Annotated in this window: 16 protein-coding genes and 3 tRNA genes; 8 read left to right on the forward strand and 11 right to left on the reverse strand. The window is 57.3% G+C overall.

What is annotated here, in order from left to right:
* Positions 1-1146: 1146 nt before the first annotated feature.
* Positions 1147-3678 (forward strand): EAL domain-containing protein, encoded by a 2532-nt coding sequence (locus tag VHE58_00860; GenBank protein HVS25856.1) that lies wholly within the window; start codon positions 1147-1149, stop codon positions 3676-3678.
* A gap of 148 nt (positions 3679-3826) precedes the next feature.
* Here VHE58_00860 and VHE58_00865 read toward each other — a convergent pair.
* The 3 genes from VHE58_00865 to VHE58_00875 form a co-directional block, all read right to left on the reverse strand.
* Positions 3827-3901 (reverse strand) — tRNA-His (locus VHE58_00865).
* A 38-nt stretch (positions 3902-3939) separates the two neighbouring features.
* Positions 3940-4016 (reverse strand) — tRNA-Arg (locus tag VHE58_00870).
* Positions 4017-4068: 52 nt separating this feature from the next.
* Positions 4069-4145 (reverse strand) — tRNA-Pro (locus VHE58_00875).
* Positions 4146-4341: 196 nt separating this feature from the next.
* Here VHE58_00875 and dksA point away from each other — a divergent pair.
* Complete coding sequence (gene dksA, locus VHE58_00880; protein ID HVS25857.1) at positions 4342-4704, forward strand: RNA polymerase-binding protein DksA; 363 nt, start codon at positions 4342-4344, stop codon at positions 4702-4704.
* A 72-nt stretch (positions 4705-4776) separates the two neighbouring features.
* Here the strand turns inward: dksA and pnp are convergent, their stop codons facing one another.
* The 7 genes from pnp to rimP form a co-directional block, all read right to left on the reverse strand.
* The gene (gene pnp / locus VHE58_00885; protein ID HVS25858.1) at positions 4777-6876 is read right to left on the reverse strand and encodes a polyribonucleotide nucleotidyltransferase; all 2100 of its coding nucleotides are present in this window, start codon (positions 6874-6876) and stop codon (positions 4777-4779) included.
* A gap of 64 nt (positions 6877-6940) precedes the next feature.
* A complete protein-coding gene (gene rpsO, locus VHE58_00890) occupies positions 6941-7210 on the reverse strand; it encodes a 30S ribosomal protein S15 (GenBank protein ID HVS25859.1) in 270 nt (89 codons plus the stop codon).
* Between the two features lie 109 nt (positions 7211-7319).
* Positions 7320-8231 (reverse strand): tRNA pseudouridine(55) synthase TruB, encoded by a 912-nt coding sequence (truB, locus tag VHE58_00895; GenBank protein HVS25860.1) that lies wholly within the window; start codon positions 8229-8231, stop codon positions 7320-7322.
* A 609-nt stretch (positions 8232-8840) separates the two neighbouring features.
* Positions 8841-9203, reverse strand: coding sequence for a 30S ribosome-binding factor RbfA (gene rbfA / locus VHE58_00900; protein HVS25861.1), 363 nt, complete (start codon positions 9201-9203; stop codon positions 8841-8843).
* A 76-nt stretch (positions 9204-9279) separates the two neighbouring features.
* Positions 9280-11790 carry a translation initiation factor IF-2 gene (gene infB / locus VHE58_00905; protein ID HVS25862.1) on the reverse strand — a complete coding sequence of 837 codons (2511 nt, stop codon included), beginning with the start codon at positions 11788-11790 and terminating at the stop codon, positions 9280-9282.
* A gap of 29 nt (positions 11791-11819) precedes the next feature.
* A complete protein-coding gene (nusA, locus tag VHE58_00910) occupies positions 11820-13292 on the reverse strand; it encodes a transcription termination factor NusA (GenBank protein HVS25863.1) in 1473 nt (490 codons plus the stop codon).
* A gap of 15 nt (positions 13293-13307) precedes the next feature.
* Positions 13308-13736 (reverse strand): ribosome maturation factor RimP, encoded by a 429-nt coding sequence (gene rimP, locus VHE58_00915; protein ID HVS25864.1) that lies wholly within the window; start codon positions 13734-13736, stop codon positions 13308-13310.
* A gap of 263 nt (positions 13737-13999) precedes the next feature.
* Between rimP and VHE58_00920 the strand changes: the two genes are divergently transcribed.
* From VHE58_00920 to sixA, 6 genes are all read left to right on the forward strand, one after another.
* A complete protein-coding gene (locus VHE58_00920) occupies positions 14000-15718 on the forward strand; it encodes a glutamine--tRNA ligase/YqeY domain fusion protein (GenBank protein ID HVS25865.1) in 1719 nt (572 codons plus the stop codon).
* 390 nt (positions 15719-16108) lie between these two features.
* Positions 16109-16330: a CDGSH iron-sulfur domain-containing protein gene (locus VHE58_00925; GenBank protein ID HVS25866.1), complete on the forward strand. Its 222-nt coding sequence runs from the start codon at positions 16109-16111 to the stop codon at positions 16328-16330.
* 111 nt (positions 16331-16441) lie between these two features.
* Positions 16442-17164 (forward strand): FAD-dependent oxidoreductase, encoded by a 723-nt coding sequence (locus VHE58_00930; GenBank protein HVS25867.1) that lies wholly within the window; start codon positions 16442-16444, stop codon positions 17162-17164.
* A 117-nt stretch (positions 17165-17281) separates the two neighbouring features.
* Entirely contained in the window at positions 17282-17788 is a 507-nt protein-coding gene (locus VHE58_00935; protein HVS25868.1) for a hypothetical protein, read from the forward strand.
* Positions 17789-17982: 194 nt separating this feature from the next.
* Positions 17983-18522: a ferritin-like domain-containing protein gene (locus VHE58_00940; GenBank protein HVS25869.1), complete on the forward strand. Its 540-nt coding sequence runs from the start codon at positions 17983-17985 to the stop codon at positions 18520-18522.
* Between the two features lie 21 nt (positions 18523-18543).
* Positions 18544-19020, forward strand: coding sequence for a phosphohistidine phosphatase SixA (gene sixA, locus VHE58_00945; GenBank protein ID HVS25870.1), 477 nt, complete (start codon positions 18544-18546; stop codon positions 19018-19020).
* A 111-nt stretch (positions 19021-19131) separates the two neighbouring features.
* On the opposite strand, the gene VHE58_00950 is transcribed toward sixA, so the two are convergent.
* On the reverse strand, positions 19132-20730 hold the full coding sequence (locus VHE58_00950) for an AAA family ATPase (GenBank protein ID HVS25871.1): 1599 nt from the start codon (positions 20728-20730) through the stop codon (positions 19132-19134).
* Between the last annotated feature and the right edge of the window lie 337 nt (positions 20731-21067).

A 21067-nucleotide genomic window follows, 5' to 3' on the forward strand; every position in this document is an offset into this window, starting at 1 on the left:
CGCGACGAAGATCGTAGCCCGAACTACGAAGCCGAGGAGGACCCTCGTAGCGTCGCACCTGCGAAGCTGTGCAGTGAAGCGGGCCAACCGCTCGCCTTCGCGGTCGCACGTGCCGAGGCTCCACGCTCCGGCGAGCACAACGCAAACACCGTATTTTGCCGCAACCCGGAGGGACGGCTGCCACGACACAGTGAGCGAAGCTCTGGGGTGCGGGAGCAGCAGCATGAGCGCCCCGTTTAACAGTGATTCTTGCGGCAGCTTGCGCCCCTGGCCCGCACCAGGCCCGCCGACACGGCGTTGGCGGAGCCATCCGGAGCGGGAGGCGGGCCAATGGCGCTTCCCGCAAACAGCTGGCTTTGCCAGTAACGTGTCCACGCGCCCTGCGCGAGACCGAGTTCGGGGCGCTTATCCGGGTGGTCTTGCTTTGTTGCTCGGCTTGCCAAGGGGGCTGACCCTTGGCGGCGCCTCGCTTCGCGTGTACGCTCGCGGACCGTCGCGCTTCGTAAGTGCGCAGGGGAGCGAGCGCTGCGCTGCCTCCGGATCGCACGTGCCGAGGCCCCGCCTGCGGCGGCGCTATCCCGGAAAGCCGCCGCCGCAACTGCGTGGGACTTAATCAGAGGTTCCATGATGGGGTGGACGATGGGATTCGAACCCACAACAACTGGAATCACAACTGGACCATAGGATTAGGGTATTTTATTAATCAGTGCCTTGCAATACTCGCCATTTCCAAATTAATACCAGACAGCCTTAAAAAGTTTCACAAAGCTTAAAAGTGGTTACGTGATGGTTACGTTGGTTCTAGTTCCCGTGGCTCCCCAACCAGGGCAATTCTGGGCACTGGCAAGCGTGTTAATCGCGTAAAAAGGCTATTTCATCCAGTCATATTTTCTCCCGACTTGGACTGGAAAAGACTGGTTGTCGCAAATTCAAACCGCCAACCAATGAATGAAAAGTTGAAGTTTATTCTCTAACTTTTTGATTATTGGGACACCCTCCCTAGCACAGCACCGCTAACACACGCCAATTCCCACGTTTTCCCCTTCCCTTAGGTTTAACTAAATTCTTTTGTAGAGTGTTCGTGTCACAAAAACTGGTACAGTTATATCGGTGAACGGTACACAACCTGAGAGAGGCAGGTAGTCGATGGGCACCCCACTGCGCGTTTTGATCGTCGAGAACTCGGAAGACGACGCATCGCTGCTAGTACGGGAATTGCGCAGTGGCGGTTACGACCCAATATTTGAAAGGGTGGACACTGCTGCGGCGATGCAAGAGATGCTTCGTACGCAGGAATGGGATTGTGTAATTTCCGACATTTCAGTGCCGTCCCTCAGCGCGACTGCTGCTCTGGAGCGCCTGAAAACCAGCGGGATTGACCTGCCTTTTATCGTCGTCTTGGGGAGGACAGTAGGCGAACATACCGCTGTGGCAACGATGAGATCCGGAGTTCACGATTTGTTGATCAAGCAAGATCTCACTCGGTTAATCCCTGTAGTCGAGCGTGAACTCCGCGAAGCCACCGTGCGCAGGGAGCGGGAGCGTATACAGAAATCCCTATTAGCAAGCGAACAGCGCTACCGCATGTTGGTAGAAATGGCATCAGACGGAATTTTCATTCAGCGCGACGGCAAATTCGTCTTTGTGAATAGCGCCGGGCTAGGGATTTTAGGTGCCACCAGCGCAGAACAAGTTACTGGTAAGCCGGTGTATGACTTCATCCATCCTGAATTTCGGGAGATATTCAAGGAGCACATCCGCCGGCTTGAGGAGGAAGGAAAGCAAGTACCGCTTGTTGAAGAAAAAATTCTCCGCCTTGACGGATCAACGGTAGAGGTGGAGGTGACGGCGGTACCTTTTGTCTTTCAGGGCAACCCGGCAGCCCATGTGGTCATGCGCGATATCACCGAGCGCAAGTTAATGGAAAGACGCTTGGTGCATGAGCATGCGGTGACCCGAGTTTTGGCGGAATCCCCTTCGCTTGGCCAAGCCACCTCAGAGGAAAAGCTAAACAGCATCCTGGGATCCATTGACAATGTCATCTGGTCCATTTCGACGTCGACTTATGAGACCCTCTACCTTAACCCTGCGGTAGAAAAGCTGTACGGACTCCCAGCGGCAGAATTCTACAAGAACAAGGACCTCTGGCTCGCTATGGTGCATCCCGACGACCGTAAGATCGTTGCGGGGATGCTGCCGCAATTGATCAAAGAGGAAGTGCTGACCCTGGAGTACCGCATCATCCGTTCTGACGGTGAAGAGCGCTGGCTGGAGGATCGCGCGCATGTGGTTCTGGATACAGATGGACGCGCGGTCAGGTTTGATGGCGTGAAAAGCGACATCACCGAACGCAAAAAGCGCGAGCATCAGATTGAATATCTCGCGACCCATGATGATCTCACGGGTCTTCCCAGCCGTAACCTGCTCACTGACCGCCTCGCCCAGGAAATAACCCGTGCACGGCGCACAGGGCGCTCATTCGCCTTGCTCTTCATTGACCTTGATCACTTCAAGTTAGTGAATGACAGCTACGGCCATCCTTTGGGGGATTCAGTGCTTAAGACGGTGGCACAGGAAATCAGAAAATTGGTGCGGGAAGGCGACACGGTGGTGCGGCTCGGGGGAGACGAATTCGTTATCCTGCTCTCGTCGCTCAGAAATCCGGAAGACACGGTGTGGGTCACGCGCAAAATACTGGAACTGTTTTCGCGTCCACTCACGGTGGACAACCGCGAACTGTGCATAACGGCCAGTATCGGCGCGAGCCTTTATCCGAGCGACGGCCAGGATCTAGACACGCTGCTCATGCATGCGGATACCGCCATGTACCGGGCAAAGAACCTGGGGCGGAACGGTGCCCAATTCTACACTCTGGAGATGAGCGCTCAAACCCAGGAACGCGTTGCGCTGCTGGGTTCACTGCGCCAGGCGTTGAAGCTGCAGCAATTCAAGCTTCATTACCAACCGCAGGTGGACATCCGGAGCAGACGGATTATCGGTATGGAAGCACTGATCCGCTGGAACCATCCCGAGTTGGGCATGGTCCCGCCGGCCAAGTTTATCCCGCTCGCCGAGGAGACCGGGCTTTTTCTTCCAATCGGCGAGTGGGTGCTGCGCACTGCGTGCGCGCAAAATAAGGCCTGGCAGGCCGCAGGTCTGCCCGCTGTCAGTGTTGCAGTCAACCTGTCCGCACGCCAGTTCAGGCAGGAAGACCTGGTTAAATCTGTAACCACAGCGTTGGCTGACACCGGGCTGGAGGCCCGATATCTGGAATTGGAATTATCAGAAAGTTTGATCATGAATAACCCGGAAGCGGACATTACCACCCTGAAGAAGTTGAAAACCCTGGGTGTGCGGCTCTCGATTGATAATTTTGGCACCGGCTATTCCAGCTTGAACCACCTCAAGCGGTTCCCGGTAGACCGACTCAAGATTGACCAGTCATTCCTGCATGATATCAACATCGGCCCCGATGATGCGGCGATTACCCAGGCGGTGTTTACCCTGGGACACAGCATGAATTTCAACGTGATTGGGGAAGGCGTGGAAACCGAAGCACAACTCGCTTTCCTGCGTGATCGAGGCTGTGGTGACGGCGCTCAGGGGTACCTCTTCAGCCGGCCCTTACCGGCTGCAGATTTGATTACGTGGAGAACGGCAGAAAGTTCAAACTCGTAAAAACGTAGGCGATTATCCACTGGACAAAGTCTCAAAATGCTTCACAAAGGCGAAACAAGCGACAAGCGCGAAACGGAAAAACAGCGCGAATGGCAGCGCGAGAAACAGCGTCTGTTGCGCGCCAAGAAAGGACGAGTAATTAAATTTATGGGGTGGACGATGGGATTCGAACCCACAACAACTGGAATCACAATCCAGGACTCTACCTTTGAGCTACGTCCACCATTGATAAAAAAGCTGGCAGCGTTTTGGCTGAATATTTGGCGTGCCCGGCGGGAATCGAACCCACAACCCCCAGCTTAGAAGGCTGGTGCTCTATCCGGTTGAGCTACGGGCACAGTAGCATCTTCCTTCAGCCAGCTGGCTACTTTACAAACCGGGTTTAAGATTTGGTCGGGGTGGAGAGATTTGAACTCCCGACATCCTGCTCCCAAAGCAGGCACGCTACCAGGCTGCGTTACACCCCGGAAGCGCGTAAATATACTCTCGGTGCCCATAAAGGTCAATGCGTTACATGGAGAAAAATCAAGGTACTGAATGGAACTTGCGGTATAATCCAATTTCTGATATTAAAACGTTTTTCTGTAACGGATGCATGAGAAAATGCCTACAGAATTACACAAACAGTTCACCTCTTACGTGCCCAGAAAGGGTGAGGAATACATGAATCCGCGGCAGCTTGGGCACTTTCGCAAAATCCTGGAAGCTCTGAAACATGAGCTCAGTCAAGACATTGACCGTACTGTCCACACCATGCAGGACGAGGCGACGATTTTTGCCGACCCCAATGACCGCGCCAGCCAGGAATCCGACATGACGCTTGAACTTAGGAACCGCGATCGGGAGCGCAAGCTCATCAAGAAAATTGACGAAACCATCGGTAAAATTGACGCGAGCGATTACGGCTATTGCGAAAACTGCGGAGTGGAAATCGGTCTAAAGCGTCTCGAAGCGCGGCCGACCGCGACACTTTGCATCGACTGCAAGACACTGGATGAGCTACGTGAGAAGCAAGTGGCCAAATAAGCCTTACCCAGGGCAGAAAAAATAAGAGGGCGGTCGGTGGCCGCCCTTTTATTTTCTGCTTAGTGCCATACCTTAATGCGCCGCTTCTTCCGCGGCCACGGCTTTCATGCTCAAACGCAGACGCCCTTTATCGTCTGCTTCCAGCACTTTGACCTTTACGGTTTGCCCTTCCTTCAAGTGATCGGCCACGCTGTTGACGCGCTCGTTAGCGATTTGCGAAATGTGCAGCAGGCCGTCCTTGCCCGGCAGCACGCTGACGATTGCCCCGAAATCGAGAAGCTTCAGCACCGTGCCTTGATAAACTCGGCCGACTTCAACATCAGCGGTGATGTCCTCGATGCGTTTCTTCGCCAGAAGACAGCCTTCGGAAGCGGCGCAGGCGATGGTGACCGTGCCGTCCTCAGCAATATCAATTGAAGTGCCGGTCTCCTCGGTAAGCGCGCGGATGACCGCGCCGCCCTTGCCGATGACGTCGCGGATTTTCTCAGGCTTGATCTTGATGGTCATGATGCGCGGCGCGTAAGCGGAGATTTCCTCACGGGGATTGGGCAGCGCCTGCTTCATCAGCTCCAGAATATGCAGGCGCCCTTCGCGCGCCTGATTCAGCGCGACGCGCATGATTTCCTTGGTGATACCCTGAATCTTGATGTCCATTTGCAAAGCGGTGACGCCTTTTTCCGTTCCCGCCACCTTGAAATCCATGTCACCCAGATGATCTTCGTCCCCCAGAATGTCGGTGAGCACGGCGAAACGGTTGCCCTCTTTGATGAGCCCCATGGCGATGCCCGCGACATGCGCCTTGATGGGCACGCCGGCATCCATCAGCGCAAGGCAGCCGCCGCACACCGAAGCCATCGAGCTGGAACCGTTGGACTCGGTGATTTCGGAGACCACGCGCACCGCGTAACCAAATTCCTCTTCGGCCGGGAGCATTCGGATCAACGCGCGCTTCGCCAGCCGGCCGTGGCCGATTTCGCGGCGCTTGGGTGAGCCGACGCGGCCCGTCTCGCCGGTAGCGTAAGGAGGCATGTTGTAATGAAGCATGAACCGGTCGGTGTATTCGCCCTGCAGCGCGTCGACGATTTGGCCGTCGCGCGCGGTGCCCAGCGTCGCCGTCACCATTGCCTGGGTTTCCCCGCGGGTGAAAAGCGCCGAACCGTGAGCGCGGGGTAGCACGCCGGTGCGGATGGTAATCGGCCGCACGGTGCGGGTGTCGCGGCCGTCGATGCGCGGCTCGCCGTTGAGAATCTGGTTGCGGACGATTCTCGCTTCCAGATCGCCGATGATGGTCTTAAGCAGGTTCTCGCGGGCGAGATCGGTATTTTCGCCGTTGAGTTGATTCACAACTCGGGCGCAGATTTCATCAATTCTAGCGCTGCGCGATTGCTTCTGTCTGATGCTGTAGGCGTGGCGCAGGTCGTTTTCGGCAAGCTCGGTAACCTCGGCAATCAGCGCCTCGTCTTTCGCCGGCGGCTGTTGGTCCGGCAGCGGTACGCCGGTTTCGTCTACGAGTTCGTTGATGGCCCGGATCGCCGTCTGCATTTCCTTGTGGCCGTACACCACCGCTCCGAGCATCACGTCCTCGGGAAGCTCGCGCGCTTCCGATTCCACCATCAGCACCGCCTGCTCGGTTCCCGCCACCACCAGGTCCAGCGACGAGGATTTCAACTGTGTTGCCGTGGGATTCAATACATATTCGCCGTTGATATAGCCCACGCGCGCCGCACCGATGGGGCCGTGGAAGGGAATGCCGGAAATCGCCAGCGCGGCGGAAGCGCCGAGCATCGCCGGAATGTCCGAATCCACTTCGTTGTTGGAGGACATCACGGTGGCGATGATTTGCACTTCGTTGTAAAAGCCGTCGTGAAACAGCGGCCGGATCGGCCGGTCTATGAGGCGCGAGGTCAGCGTCTCCTTCTCGGAGGGCCTGCCTTCACGCTTAAAAAAACCGCCGGGTATTTTTCCGGCGGCGTAGGTGCGTTCCTGGTAATCAACCGTGAGCGGGAAGAAGTCCTGGTCTGGCTTGGCCTCTTTGGCGACCACCACGGTGACCAGCACCACCGTGTCGTTCATATTGACCATCACCGCGCCGGTGGCCTGGCGGGCGATTTCACCGGTTTCCAGCGTCACTTGATGCTGGCCGTAACTAAAACTTTTCTTGATGTGCTTCAAGGCACGTTATCCTTTGCGAAGTTCTACGTGAACCCAAGCGGCGCCGGAATGGCGGCGGGCAGAGCTATTTGCGCAAGCCGAGGCGTTCGATCAGGGTGCGGTAGCGCTCCGCATCGTTGCCCTTGAGATAATCGAGCAACTTGCGGCGGCGATTGACCATACGCAGCAGCCCCTGGCGGGAATGGTGATCCTTGACGTGCGTCTTGAAATGGTCGGTCAGATCGTTGATGCGGACGGTCAACAACGCAACCTGCACCTCCGTGGAGCCGGTATCGCCATTGACTGTTTGATAATCCTTCAAAATTTGCGCTTTTTGTGCGGTACTCACAGCCATTGCTTTCTCTCCAATCCAAAGACATCTCATTTTACCTTTTAATCGCTTGGTTGCTCAAGTAAGTATGGTTTTTCTCCACTGATTCAATTCGCCTGATTCCAGGCCCGGTTTATTTTAAAGCGCCGCTCGCCAACACGCGTTTGGGGCGAACCCTGCCCTCCTGCGTGATTTCGCCTACTCCAATAAACCGTTGTCTTATATCATAAATTCTTGCCAAGCCCGCTACGGGCAAATCATCTTTGGCCACTTCTTGGCCGCGTAGAAAACAACCGGATGACAATTCATCCAGGCAAATTTCCGGCAAACCATACAACAGGGCGTCCACTGGCAGCAGTCTTGCATCCCGTTCTTCAAGGCTCATCGCCTCAAGTTGAGCAAGCGTCACGCTCTGCTCCAGGCTGAAAGGCCCCACACCGAGGCGGCGCAACGCCTGCAGATAAGCTCCACAGCCCAAAACCCCACCGATGTCTTCGGCCAGTACCCGGATATAGGTCCCCTTGCTGCAGCAAACCGTAATCGTGAGCGCATCAGCGGCAAACGCCTCGAGATGCAAAGACGCAATTTGAATTTGCCGCGGCGACCGTTCAACCGATTTCCTCTGCCGGGCCAGCACGTACAACGGCTGGCCCTGATGCTTCAGCGCCGAATGCATCGGTGGCGTCTGGCGGGTGCTGCCTATAAAGCGCTCGAGCGCCGCTTCGACTTGCGGGCGGGAAACCGCTACGTTCCGGGTTGAAGTAATTTCTCCCTCCGCATCGCCGGTAGTGGTGGTCTGTCCGAGCTTGACCACCGCTCGATAGGCTTTGGCTGCGTCGAGTAAGCTTTGTGAAAATTTGGTCGCCTCGCCCAGGCAAATCGGCAAGAGACCGGTCGCCAGCGGATCCAGCGTGCCGGTATGCCCGGCTTTGACCGCCTGAAACAGCCGCTTTACCTTCTGCAAAGCCGAATTGGAAGTAATGTCCCGCGGCTTGTCGAGGAGAATAACGCCGCTGATGGCTCTCTTATCGCGCGTGGTCTGCAAGATGAATTAGGGAACCTCTGATTAAGTCCTCCGCAGATTGCGTTGCTGGCAAAATGCGGATGGATGCGAGGCGCGCGACGAAGGTCGTAGCCGGGACTACGACACCGAGGAGGGCCCGCGCAGCGTCGAACCTGAGAAGCTGTGCAGTGAAGCGGGCCAAGCGCTCGCCTCCGCGTTCGCACGTGCCGAGGCTCCACGCTCCGGCGAGCACGACGCAGACACCGCATTTTACCGCAACCCGGAGGGACGGCTGCCGCGACACGGTAGCCGAAGGCTTGTGTGCGGGAGTGGCAACACGAGCGCCCCGTTTTACGGTGTTGCTTGCGGCAACTTGCGCCCCTGCCCGCACCACGCTTCGCGAGACCGAGTCCGGGGCGCCTTTCCGGGCGGTCTGCTTTGTCGCTCGGCTTGCCAAGGGGAGTAACCCTTGGTTACGCCTCGCTTCGCGCATGCGCTCGCAAAGCGCGGAGCAGGGGCCCCTCTCGGGGATGCGACCGCGGCGCGAGCGCTCTTGGCCCGCCTTCACTGCGCACGTTCCGAGGCGCAACGCTACGGCGGGCCTCCCGGAAAGCCACCGTCGCAACTGCGTGGGATTTAATCAGAGGTTCCTTAAGACGGATGCCTTTTGTCTTCTGCGATGGCCTGGTCAATCAGGCTGGAAAGCCGCACGCCGTGCTCCACCGAAGTGTCGTAGACAAAATGCAGCTGCGGCACGGCGTGCATTTTAAGCCGCTGCGCCAGTTGGCTGCGCAAAAACCCCGCCGCGCGTTGCAAGCCTTGAAGCGTTTCCGGTTTTAATTCGCCAAGCTGGGTGAAAAATATCCTGGCGTGGGCGTAATCTGGAGTGACTTCGACGCCGGTGAGCGTAATCATGCCCACGCGCGGATCCTTCAATTCCAGCCGCACGATTTCCGCCAGTTCGCGCTGGATTTGCTCGGCGACACGGCGGCTGCGGGGGTAATCCTTGTGCATGACAAATTCTGGTTAAGAGTCGAAAGTCCAGAGTTCAGAGTAAACTCAAAACACTTAACTCTCAACACTCAACTCTCTACAACGTTCGTGCCACTTCGACAACCTCATAAACCTCGAGCTGGTCGCCGACATTGATGTCGTCGTAACCCTTGAGCGACAGGCCGCACTCAAAACCGGCTTTCACTTCACGCGCGTCATCCTTGAAGCGCTTCAGCGATTCGATTTCGCCGCTGTGGATCACCACGTTGTCGCGCAGCACCCGCACCGGCGAATTGCGCTTGACCAGCCCTTCCAGCACATAGCAGCCGGCGACCGTGCCGACTTTCGAAATGCGAAACACCTGGCGTATGTCCACCAGCCCGATGACGTTTTCCTTGCGTTCGGGGGCGAGCATTCCGGAAAGCGCGGCTTTTATCTCATCCACCGCCTCGTAAATGATGTTGTAGTAACGCGCATCCACGCCGATGCTGGCTATCAGCTTGCGGGCAGTGCTGTCGGCGCGGGTATTAAAGCCAATCACCACGGCTTTGGACGCGAACGCCAGGTTGACGTCGGATTCGGTAATCGCGCCGACACCGCTGTGGATGATGTTGACCTTGACTTCGCCAGTGGAAAGTTTCGAGAGCGCGTGGGTAAGCGCCTCGTAGGAGCCCTGCACGTCGGCCTTGATGACGAGCGAGAGCGTCTTCACCTGCCCCTCTCCCATGTGCTCGAACATGTTTTCGAGCTTCGCCGTCTGCTGCCTGGCGAGCTTCACATCGCGGAACTTGCCCTGTCGAAACAGCGCGATTTCGCGCGCCTTGCGCTCGTCCCCCAGTACCTGCGCCGGCTCGCCTGCGACCGGCACGCCAGCCAAACCCTGGATTTCCACCGGAATCGAAGGCCAAGCCTCTTGTATGGTGCGCCCGGCTTCGTCGAACATGTCGCGTACGCGGCCAAATACCGCACCCGCGAGCAATATATCGCCGCGTTTGAGCGTGCCGGATTGCACGAGTATCGTCGCCACCGGACCGCGCCCTTTATCCAAGCGCGACTCGATCACCAAGCCCTTGGCGGGACCGTCCTTGGCCGCCTTGAGCTCCAGCACCTCGGCTTGCAGCAGCACGCCTTCCAGAAGCTGGTCTATCCCCTGCCCGGTCTTGGCGGAAACCTGGACGAACATCGCTTCGCCGCCGTATTCCTCCGGCAACACTTCGTGCACCAGCAGTTCCTGCTTGATGCGGTCGGGATTGGCCTCCGGCTTGTCGATTTTGTTAATCGCCACCACGATCGGCACTTTCGCCGCCTTGGCGTGGTGAATGGCTTCAATCGTCTGCGGCATCACACCGTCATCGGCGGCCACCACCAGAATCACGATGTCGGTGGCTTTCGCGCCGCGCGCGCGCATCGCGGTAAACGCTTCGTGTCCGGGCGTGTCAAGGAAGGTGATGGTGCCTTTCGGCGTTTCAACGTGGTACGCGCCGATGTGCTGGGTAATGCCGCCGGCTTCGCCGCTCGCCACGCGGGTGCGGCGGATGTAGTCGAGCAACGACGTCTTGCCGTGGTCCACATGCCCCATCACCGTCACCACCGGAGCACGCGGCTGCTGAGGGAATTCTTGCGGCGGCTGCTCTTCTGCGCTCAAGAACGATTCGGGATCGTCGAGCTTGGCACGCTTGGCGATGTGGCCCATTTCCTCGACCACAACCATCGCGGTATCCTGGTCGAGCACCTGGTTGATGGTGACCATCGTGCCCATGTTCATCAGGATCTTGATGACTTCCGCCGCCTTCACCGACATTTTCTGGGCCAGCATGCCAACGGTGATGGTTTCCGGTACCGGCACTTCGTGCACCACCGGTTCGGTGGGCATGGAGAACGCGTGCGGCTGCAGGGGCTGGCCTTCCGGCTGCGGCTGCCTGGGCTTGGGTCCCTTGCGCTCGCGCCAGCCCTGGCCGCCGGCGAAATCACCCCTGGTCTTGATGGTGCGTCTGCGGGCAGTCTCTTCCTGCCAAATGACTTGTCTCTGCTTCCTGGTTTTCTTGTCCGCCTTGGCGGCTTTTTCCGGCGTCATCGCCGGCTTGTGTAGCGTGCCTTCGGTTCCGGGCACGGGGGCGGCCTGTTTCTGCTCCGGCGCTTCGGTTTTCGCTTCAGGCTGCTTGCGCTTTTGCCCTTTTTCCTGCTTCTCGCGCAATGCCTCGCTTTGCCTTGCGATCAGCTCAGCCTGCTTGCGCGCTTCTTCCTCGCGCAGCGCAACTTGCTCGGCATCCAGCATTGGCGCGGCGTCGTGTCCTTCGCCTTCGGCGGACTCGTCGCGCTTCACGAACACGCGCTTTTTGCGCACTTCCACCTGAATCGTGCGCGCCTTGCCGGTGCTGTCGGCTTTCTTGATTTCCGAAGTCTGCCGGCGAGTCAGCGTGATTTTCTTTTTCTGGTCTTTTGCGCCGTGCATGCGATGCAGGTATTCCAGCAGCTGAGTCTTGTCCTGCTCGGTAAGCAGGTCTTCGGCCTGCTGCTTGTCGACCCCCGCCGCCTGCAATTGCTCGATCAAGCGTGAAGGATCCAGCTTCAGCTCTCGCGCAAATTGCTCTACGTTCATCTGTGCCATGCGCTTCCCTGCGTTTCGAGTTTACCTTCTCATACGAACCACGGCGCGCGCGCCGTCATAATCAGCTTCTTCGCGCGTTCGGTATCCATGCCGGTGATTTCCAGCAAATCATCCACCGCCAGATCGGCCAGTCCTTCCACGGTCGTCACCCCTTTAGCGGCGAGCATGCGCGCCGTCTGGCCGTCCATGCCTTCAAGGTTAAGCAAATCCTCGGCGCCGTGCTCCACCTGCTCTTCGCTGGCAATTGCTTCGTTCAACAGGGCATTGCGCGCGCGGCTCCTGAGTTCATTGACCGTCTCCTCGTCCAAAGCGTCGATTTCCAGCATTTCAGTGAGCGGCACATAAGCCACTTCCTCGAGAGTGTTGAAACCTTCCTGCACCAGGATTCCGGCGACTTCCTCGTCCACGTCGAGCCGCTCCATGAACAGCTTCTTGACGCCGGTCGTTTCTTCCACGCTCTTCTTCTGCGATTCCTCGACCGTCATGATGTTGAGCTCCCAGCCAGTCAATTCGGACGCGAGCCGCACATTCTGTCCGCTGCGGCCAATCGCCTGCGCCAGATTCTCCTCATCGACCACGATATCCATGCTGTGTTTTTCTTCGTCCACGACGATGCTGCTTACCTCGGCAGGCGCCAGCGCGTTAATCACAAACTGCGCCGGATCGGTGGACCACAGAATGATGTCCACGCGCTCGCCGGCCAATTCGCCCGTCACCGCCTGCACGCGCGAGCCCCGCATGCCGACGCAGGTGCCGATGGGGTCGATGCGCGGGTCATTGGCCTTCACCGCGATTTTCGCGCGCGAACCGGGATCGCGGGCGGCGGCTTTGATTTCGAGCAAGCCTTCCTCGATTTCCGGCACCTCCAACTCGAAGAGTTTCACCAGGAATTCCGGCACGATACGCGACAAAAGCAACTGCGGTCCGCGGCTGCTGCGCTCCACGCGCATCAAATAAGCGCGCACGCGATCGCCAACGCGCAGGTTTTCCTTGGGTATCATCTGCTCGCGTGGCAGCATCGCTTCGATGCGGCCGGATTCAATCATGGCATTGCCGCGCTCCATGCGCTTGATGACGCCGGTAACCAGATGCTCCTTCCTTAGCAGGAAGTCGTTCAGAATCTGCTCGCGCTCGGCGTCGCGGATTTTCTGTAAAATCACCTGTTTCGCAGTCTGCGCTCCGATGCGGCCGAATTCCACCGGCTCGAGCGGCTCTTCGATGTATTCGCTCAGCTGGATGTTCGGTTTTTCCTCCTGTGCTTCGGCCAGCATGTATTGGCGCGAAGGCGCCTCGAACTCTTCGTCAGTCACCACCTGCCAGCGGCGGAAAGACACATAATCACCGGTGGCGCGGTCCACCGACACGCGCACATCCACGTCTTCATTAAAGCGTTTTTTCGTGGCAGACGCCAAAGCCAGCTCCAGCGCGCCGAAGACAATATCCTTGTCCACGTTTTTCTCGCGCGCCAGCGCGTCCACCAGCAGCAAAATTTCACGGCTCATAACACCATCTCCAAACTATAGGTCCGGCACCAGCCGGGCCTTTTCCAGGTTCGCTAGCTCCAGCGACAGGAGTTTTCCCTCGACTTCGAACTGCAGGCACCCGTTAATTACGCCCCGCAGCACGCCCACAAAATTTCTTCGCCCTTCAAGAGGCAATCGCAGCTTGATTTGCGCTTTCTCGCCGGCAAACCGCATAAAGTCGGCGTCCTTCTTCAGCACCCGGTCCAGCCCGGGCGAAGACACCTCAAGCCGGTCGTAATCGTAACCCTCTACCGCAAAGAGGTGCCTCAGATGATTGCTCACCCGCGCGCAATCGTCCACGTTGACTCCGCCCGCCTTGTCGATAAACACCCGCAGCATCTTGTTCCGGTTGGACATTTCCATGTCCACCAGCTCGTAGCCCAGGCCATTGACCGTCGGCTCCACTATTTCGCGCACATCCATAAGCGGCACCACCAACAAAAAATGGGCTCGACAGCCCATTTCCTTATAGTTTTATGTGTTCCGTCGCCATTCTAGCAAAAAATTTAACTAAATCAAACTAGGATAAAATGCTTGATAAAAGCTAGAATCGGTTTCCGGCGCGGGCGGGGGAAAACCAAAAATCCGATCCATGAAACCGGTTCCATGCAGGAAATTTTCTTTAATTTTCATAAAAGTTTGTGTTAAATAAGTTTCCCCAACGAACCTAAAGCCAGCAAAAGCCCATGCCCAACGAAAAAGTTAAAAACAAACCCGAAGCTCCCGCGACCCACTTCATCCGCAACATCATTGACGAGGACAATGCCGCCTCCAAGTGGGGCGGCCGGGTGGAGACGCGCTTTCCGCCCGAGCCGAACGGCTATCTGCACATCGGCCACGCCAAATCGATTTGCCTGAACTTCGGCCTCGCCCGCGATTACAAAGGCGTGTGCCACATGCGCTTCGACGACACCAATCCGACCAAGGAGGAGCAGGAATACGTGGATTCCATCCTCGACTCGGTGCACTGGCTCGGTTTCGACTGGGGCAAACATCTTTATTACGCGTCCGACTATTTCGATAGGCTCTACGAATTCGCCGAGCTTTTCATCAACAAAGGCTTCGCTTACGTGGACAGCCTCTCGGCGGATGAAATCCGCGAACACCGCGGCACGCTGACCGAGCCGGGAAAAAACAGCCCCTACCGCGATCGCCCGGTTGCGGAAAACCTCGAGCTCTTCCGCCGCATAAAAGCGGGAGAGTTTCCCGACGGCGCGCATGTGCTGCGGCTCAAGATCGACATGGCCTCGCCCAACATCAACATGCGCGACCCCGCGATTTACCGCATCCGCCACGCAGCACATCATCGCACCGGCGACAAGTGGTGCATTTACCCGCTGTACGACTACACCCACTGCATTTCCGACGCGCTGGAAAATATCACCCACTCCATCTGCACGCTGGAATTCGAAGACCACCGGCCGCTTTACGACTGGGTGCTGGAAAAACTCGCGGATTTCGACGTGCTCAAGCGGCCGCTGCCGCAGCAGATCGAGTTCGCCCGGCTCAATCTCACTTACACCGTGATGAGCAAGAGGAAGCTCATTGAACTGGTGGAAGGCGGCTATGTGGACGGCTGGGACGACCCGCGCATGAACACGCTGGTCGGCGTGCGCCGCCGCGGCTACACGCCGGAATCCATCCGCCTGTTCTGCGAGCGCATCGGCGTTTCCAAAGCGGATTCCTGGATCGACATGAGCATGCTGGAAGAAGCGCTGCGCGACGACTTGAACGTGCGCGCCGCGCGCCGCACCGCCGTGCTGCGGCCGCTGAAACTCATCATCGACAATTATCCGGAGGGCGAAATGGAAGAGTGCGAAGCGCCGAACCATCCGCAAATGCCGGAACTGGGAAAGCGCAAAGTGCCGTTCTCCAAGGTGCTCTACATCGAGCACTACGACTTCATGGAGAATCCGTCGAAAGGTTATTTTCGTCTTTCGCCCGGCGCCGAAGTCAGGCTGCGTTACGCCTATCTGGTGAGATGCGTGAGCGTGGTGAAGAACTCAAAAGGCGAAATCGAGGAAATTCATTGCACTTACGATCCGCAAACCAGAAGCGGCACAGAGGGAGCGGAAACGCGCAAAGTCAAAGGCAATATCCACTGGGTGTCAGCCAAGCATGCGTTTGAAGCCGAGGTGCGCTTGTACGACAGGCTCTTTGCCCACCCTCACCCCGACGCGGGCGGCAAGAATTACAAGGAATTCCTCAATCCCCATTCCATCGAAGTGCTGAAATCCTGCAAACTCGAGCCGCTGCTTGCCGATACCAAACCCGAAACGCATTTTCAATTCGAGCGCAGCGGCTACTTCGTCGCCGACCGTGTGGATTCCAAACCCGGCAAGCCGGTCTTCAACCGCTCCGTCACGCTGCGGGATACATGGGCGAAGGAAAGTGCAAAAGAGTAAAATTCTATTGACCCCAATCTTCGTCGCGTGGCAAAGATGGTGCGTTTGTTCAGGTCAGCATTACTCAGCTTGACGATTCTGGCGCTGCTTGCCGGCTGCGCATCGTACAGCGGCTGCGGGCTCAAGCCGGGTATCTCCACCGCAACCGAGGTCCGGGAGGTAATGGGCGAGCCGCCTGTGACATGAAGGGTTCCGGCCCCGATCGGGCCGAGTGTCACTTTACAGAGGACACATTGATCAAAGCATCATGACCGCTTCACAATAGGGTTTGCGCGCAGCGCGTAACCCCTTGCGCCATGACGCGCCTACCCGATTGACAACATGATAACCGCTCTGGAATGGCGTGGTGCCGCAACAAGCGCCGTGACCAAAGCGGAAAAGGAGATCGCGATGTCACGCATTGTAAAACGCACTCACACCGGACCTTACAAGCTTGTTGTTGGCGGCGAGGAAAAATATTTCTGCCGCTGCGGCCTGTCAAAGAATCAACCATTCTGTGATGGATCGCATAAGCTCACCAAAGACGAAGAGGCCAACCGGTTTTACTGGTACGATGACGCGGGCAAACGCCACGAGCACGCCGACGATTTTCCGGGGATACGCACGTTCTGAACAGTAGTCGCTGCTGCAGACACAACGGTGCTCGGCCCGCGGCCGACACGGACTCGGGCCAGTCTCGTCCTTGTCTGGCGCAACATAATCTGAAATCAAGCGGGATTGATCATGGCGGTTCGTGAAACGCGATTGGCACGGCGGGAAACTGTGGCGGAAGGCACGATGGCATTTTATTTCGCCAAGCCCTCCGGGTTTCGGCATCAAGCTGGGCAGTCGCTGATGATGACGCTGATCAACCCGCCGGAAACCGACAGCGAGGGCGATGGCCGCACCTTCACCATCGCCAGCGCGCCGCACGAATCCGACCTGATCATTGCCACGCGTATGCGCGACACCGCGTTCAAGCGCGTGCTGAAGTCGGCTTCGATTGGAACAACGGTCAAGATCGACGGACCGAACGGTGAGATGGTCTTGCATGACGATCCGGCTCGTCCCGCCGTGTTTCTCGCCGGCGGTATCGGCATCACGCCGTTCCTTTCAATGGCGCGGCGTGCGGCGAAGGAGCGGCTGCCGCATCGCCTTTATCTCTTCTATTCGAACCGTCGGTCCGAAGACGCGGCCTTCATGGACGAGCTACAGAAAATGGAGCAGGTGAACCCGAACTACCGGCTGATCGCGACTATGACCGAGCCGGAGAAGTCATCGGCGCCGTGGTCGGGCGAAACCGGCTTCATGCGGCGCGACATGCTGGAACGCCATCTGCCCGACCTCGCGAGTCCGTTTTATTACTTTGCGGGGCCGCCGGCGATGACCATGGCGATGCAGAAGATGCTGGAAGACATCGGAGTGGCCGAGGCCGCCATGCGATCCGAGGAATTCTACGGCTACTGACCCGCTGCAGGCTGCAAAACCGGCGATAGCCGGCCAAGGTTGACGACACTTGCCTTCCGGTTAAGTGCATAACCACCGCGAAAGAGTAAAATTCTGTCGATCCCCAATCTTCGTCGCGTGGCAAAGATGGTGCGTTTGTTCAAGTCAGAATTATTCAGCTTGACGATTCTGGCGTTGCTTGCCGGCTGCGCATCGTACAGCGGCCGCGGGCTCGAGCCGGGTATCTCCACCGAAACCGAGGTCCGGGAGGTAATGGGCGCGCCCGCCGCCACCTGGGAAACGCCCGACGGTCCCGCATGGGCTTACCCGCGCGGACCTTTGGGAGTGGAAACTTTCCTGGTTCGGTTTGATGCAGACGGCAAGCTCGCATTGATCGAACAAGTGCTGGATGAAGAGCATTTCGCCCAAATCAAGGCGGATCTGACCCAGGACGACGTGCTCCACCTGATTGGTCCTCCCTTTCAAATCCTGACATTCCCTGCCCTGAACGAAGTGTCCTGGGATTATCGCTTCCGGGACCTCTGGGGTTACAACAGCATCTTTTCCGCGAGCTTCGATGAAGCGGGCCGGGTAAAGAGAACCTTCAGGCAGCGGGAAAATGTAGGGAACGGCCGGCACCGGTAAAAGCGTGGAGAGCCACTAAATTCCCTCCCCCGAGGGAGAGGGTTAGAGCCTGTCCTGAGCCAGTCGAAGGGAGCTTGTCGAAGGAGTGAGGGGGATAAACACGAACAAGATTTAAAGAAAATCACTACTCTAATCACTCGCTAAATATGCTAACCTCCAGATAATAATTTACCCCTTACTCTTTGGAGAAAATCGTGGCAAACAAACCCTTTCTCACCGACATCAAAACCCTGCGCAAGCGCGCCCGCCAGCACATCGAGCGCGGCGCGGTCACTCCAGGCTACAAGGGAAACCGTGAAACCGTTATCAAGCTGCTGAACGAAGCGCTTGCCACGGAAATCGTCTGCGTCCTGCGCTACAGGCGCCACCACTTCATGGCTGCTGGAATCAACGCGACTAGCGTCGCCCAGGAATTCCTGCAGCATGCCAACGAGGAACAGATACACGCCGACCAGATCGCGCAGCGCATTGTGCAGCTTGGCGGCGAGCCGAATTTTTCGCCGGTGGGCCTGCTCACCCGCAGCCATGCGGAATATGTCGAGGGCGAAACACTGATTGACATGATCAAGGAAGACCTAGTCGCCGAGCGGATTGCGATAGACAGCTACCGGGAAATGATTGCCTACCTCGGCAACGACGACCCCACCACCCGCCGCATGATGGAAGGCATCCTGGCGATGGAAGAAGAACACGCGGAGGATTTGGTGAGCTTGCTGGAAGAGTTGGGTTCGTAGTGAATGTGATTTTGAGTTTTGATGAAACTTTATCTCCTGCAGCACGGCGACGCCCTGCCTGAGGAAGTAAATCCCGACCGCCCTTTAAGTGAACGCGGGCTGGAAGATGTAAAGCGCCTGGCTGAATTTGTGTGGAATCACGACATACTCGTTAAGCACGTGTATCACAGCGGAAAGACGCGGGCGCGCGAGACAGCCGACATTGTTGCCGCGAAGATGGCCGCGGGTGCAAAGATTGAAGCGACCACCGGCTTAAATCCAAACGATCCTGTTGAACCTTGGGCGAAACAAATCAATAACTGGCAAGAAGATTCGCTGCTTGTTGGTCATATGCCATTTATGGGACGGATGGCGGCGTATTTGCTGAGTGGCAATAGCAGCTCTCGGTTCGTCGCTTTCGAGCCAGCCAGCATGCTTTGTCTGGAGCGAAATGAATCCGGCGATTGGGCGATTGCCTGGATGCTAAGGCCAGAGCTGCTAATAACAGCTATGGGATAATGTGTAGTAGTTTCGATGTGATCCGACAGGCAGTGTCCGAAGCCAATTTCAGGAAACGACCCAAAGCGGCCATTCGCAAGCCACAATACTGGACCGCAAATAAATCCATTGCTACTCGCCGAAGACATCCCGCCGCAGTGCTACGTAGGTTGGTGCCCCTTGTCGTACAAGAGGCGCGCAAATCCCCTTCATGAATGCGCGCTTGTCACTCCCGAGTTTGCGGGTCGGGAATAGCCGCTTAGCAGCGTTATAGATGTCTCCGGCTGGACGTTTAAGGTCGTCTGCCGGGCCGCCATTAGCGACGCTGTTTCGTAGGGCTTCCACCTTTGCTTCTACCAGCTGCGGCGCAAGCTCGGGCTGCCCGAACGCCTCGCACATACTCTGCAGTACAGAATCGTCCAACAGGTACGATTCAATTGTCCGGCGCAAGGGCACACGTACCTGCTGAGTTTGCAACGCGTGAATCTCTTCATCCGTTCGATCATCGCGGTCGATTACTCGGGTAACGCGCACTCCGGGTGCGAGGGCACTCAGTAGCCTTCCCACACCCCGAGGGTCGTTTTGAATGTCATCTGCGTTGCCAGCGCCTAGGAACACCACATGCGGGTATTCAGCTTGAAACATCTCGTTGTAGCACTCGGCATCGAAATCCGTTCCACCGTCGAGTCGGCCACCTTCACAGAGCACGACTCGTTCTGGCGTTACGTAGCCGGCAAGATCGTCGAGAGCAATCTGCATAGCTCGCTTCCAAAATGGTCTACTCGGCTCAATGGGACGTAGCGTCAGTGGTAAGTCGAAGTTTGCTCCATCGAAATCCAAAAACACCACAGAGCCCGGATTGCCCTGTGCGAGATCGCGAGCCTTTCTCATCATGCCGATTGAGTGTGTGGCAAGCCAAAGCTGGGAATTTTCGGGGACCGCGCGAAACAACTCGTCGAGGAGAGCGCTCTGCAGTCCTGGCGACATGTGTGCCTCAGGCTCGTCGATGAAGAACACCGTATCATCAAACTCGCGCCGTTTGATCAACAGATCGAGCAGCAAGTCGAACGCGGCCTTCTCCCCTCCTGAGAGATTCTTATAGTGAAATGCCTTGCTGTCGCCTTTGTCGAACCGGAATGTCCCACCCGAAAGAGGATTACCGAGACTATTGAGCACAAGGCCAGGAAACATTCGCTGCATCGTGTCCCGAATCTCTCCAATCGATCGCTCCCGGAATTCTCCGATGGTGAGCCCGGGCTGTGCACGCTCATAGACATCCTCAAATCCCTGCGACACCAGTCGCCTGTAATTGAGGCTCACAGCTTGATCGTTGTCGATGAGGCGATTTATCCGGAATTCCTGCACTGCGGGGGTGACGCGAGAGAGGTTGTCGAGCTGAAATTCAGGATCGTTTCGATAGGCCGAGCGTGTGTAGACAGTCCTCCGGCGCTGTTGATCGGTGGCAGGTTGCGGATCATGGAAGGTCACGGTCACCAAGTCTGGCCAGTTCCCGGCTACGCCAGGTATCTGTTTGCGGTGGTAAGTTTCGTCATAGTTTCCGCTTTGCGCCCAATGATTCCGATGCCACATGTGGGCAGCGTCGATTAGAGAGGACTTGCCACACCCATTCGGTCCGACGAGCAACATGAGCCGCGCCGCGACGGGAATATCAGTGATTGTGGTATCAGTGAATCGCTTGAAATTTGTGAGTCGAATCTCGCGGATCTTCATCGCTTCTCCGTCATCCAGTCGAAACACCCACGGTAACGCTTCGCGATCGTATCCTATTGCAAAGACGACAGAGCGTCACGGTCCCAGAGACCGAAAGTCGCAGCTTATCACGTACGGCGCTCGCACAAGCCCCGAAATGGCCGCTTCTGGCTGCTCACCGCCTGGTCGCGATCGCGACCCAAAGCAGCCGTTAAATGGGCGCACGTGGCGGGCGCATTGGAATCCCTAGTTCGCGTTGAAAAACGGCTAGGGGGCTCCTTTTTTCGGGGCGTCCGCACTGACTCTCTTCACGCTTTGCTTCCTCAGCTTCTTCGCTCGCTTGGCTACCCCCGCGAGG

This window comes from Burkholderiales bacterium (genome assembly GCA_035543335.1).
Classification (GTDB): Bacteria; Pseudomonadota; Gammaproteobacteria; order Burkholderiales; family JAHFRG01; genus JAHFRG01.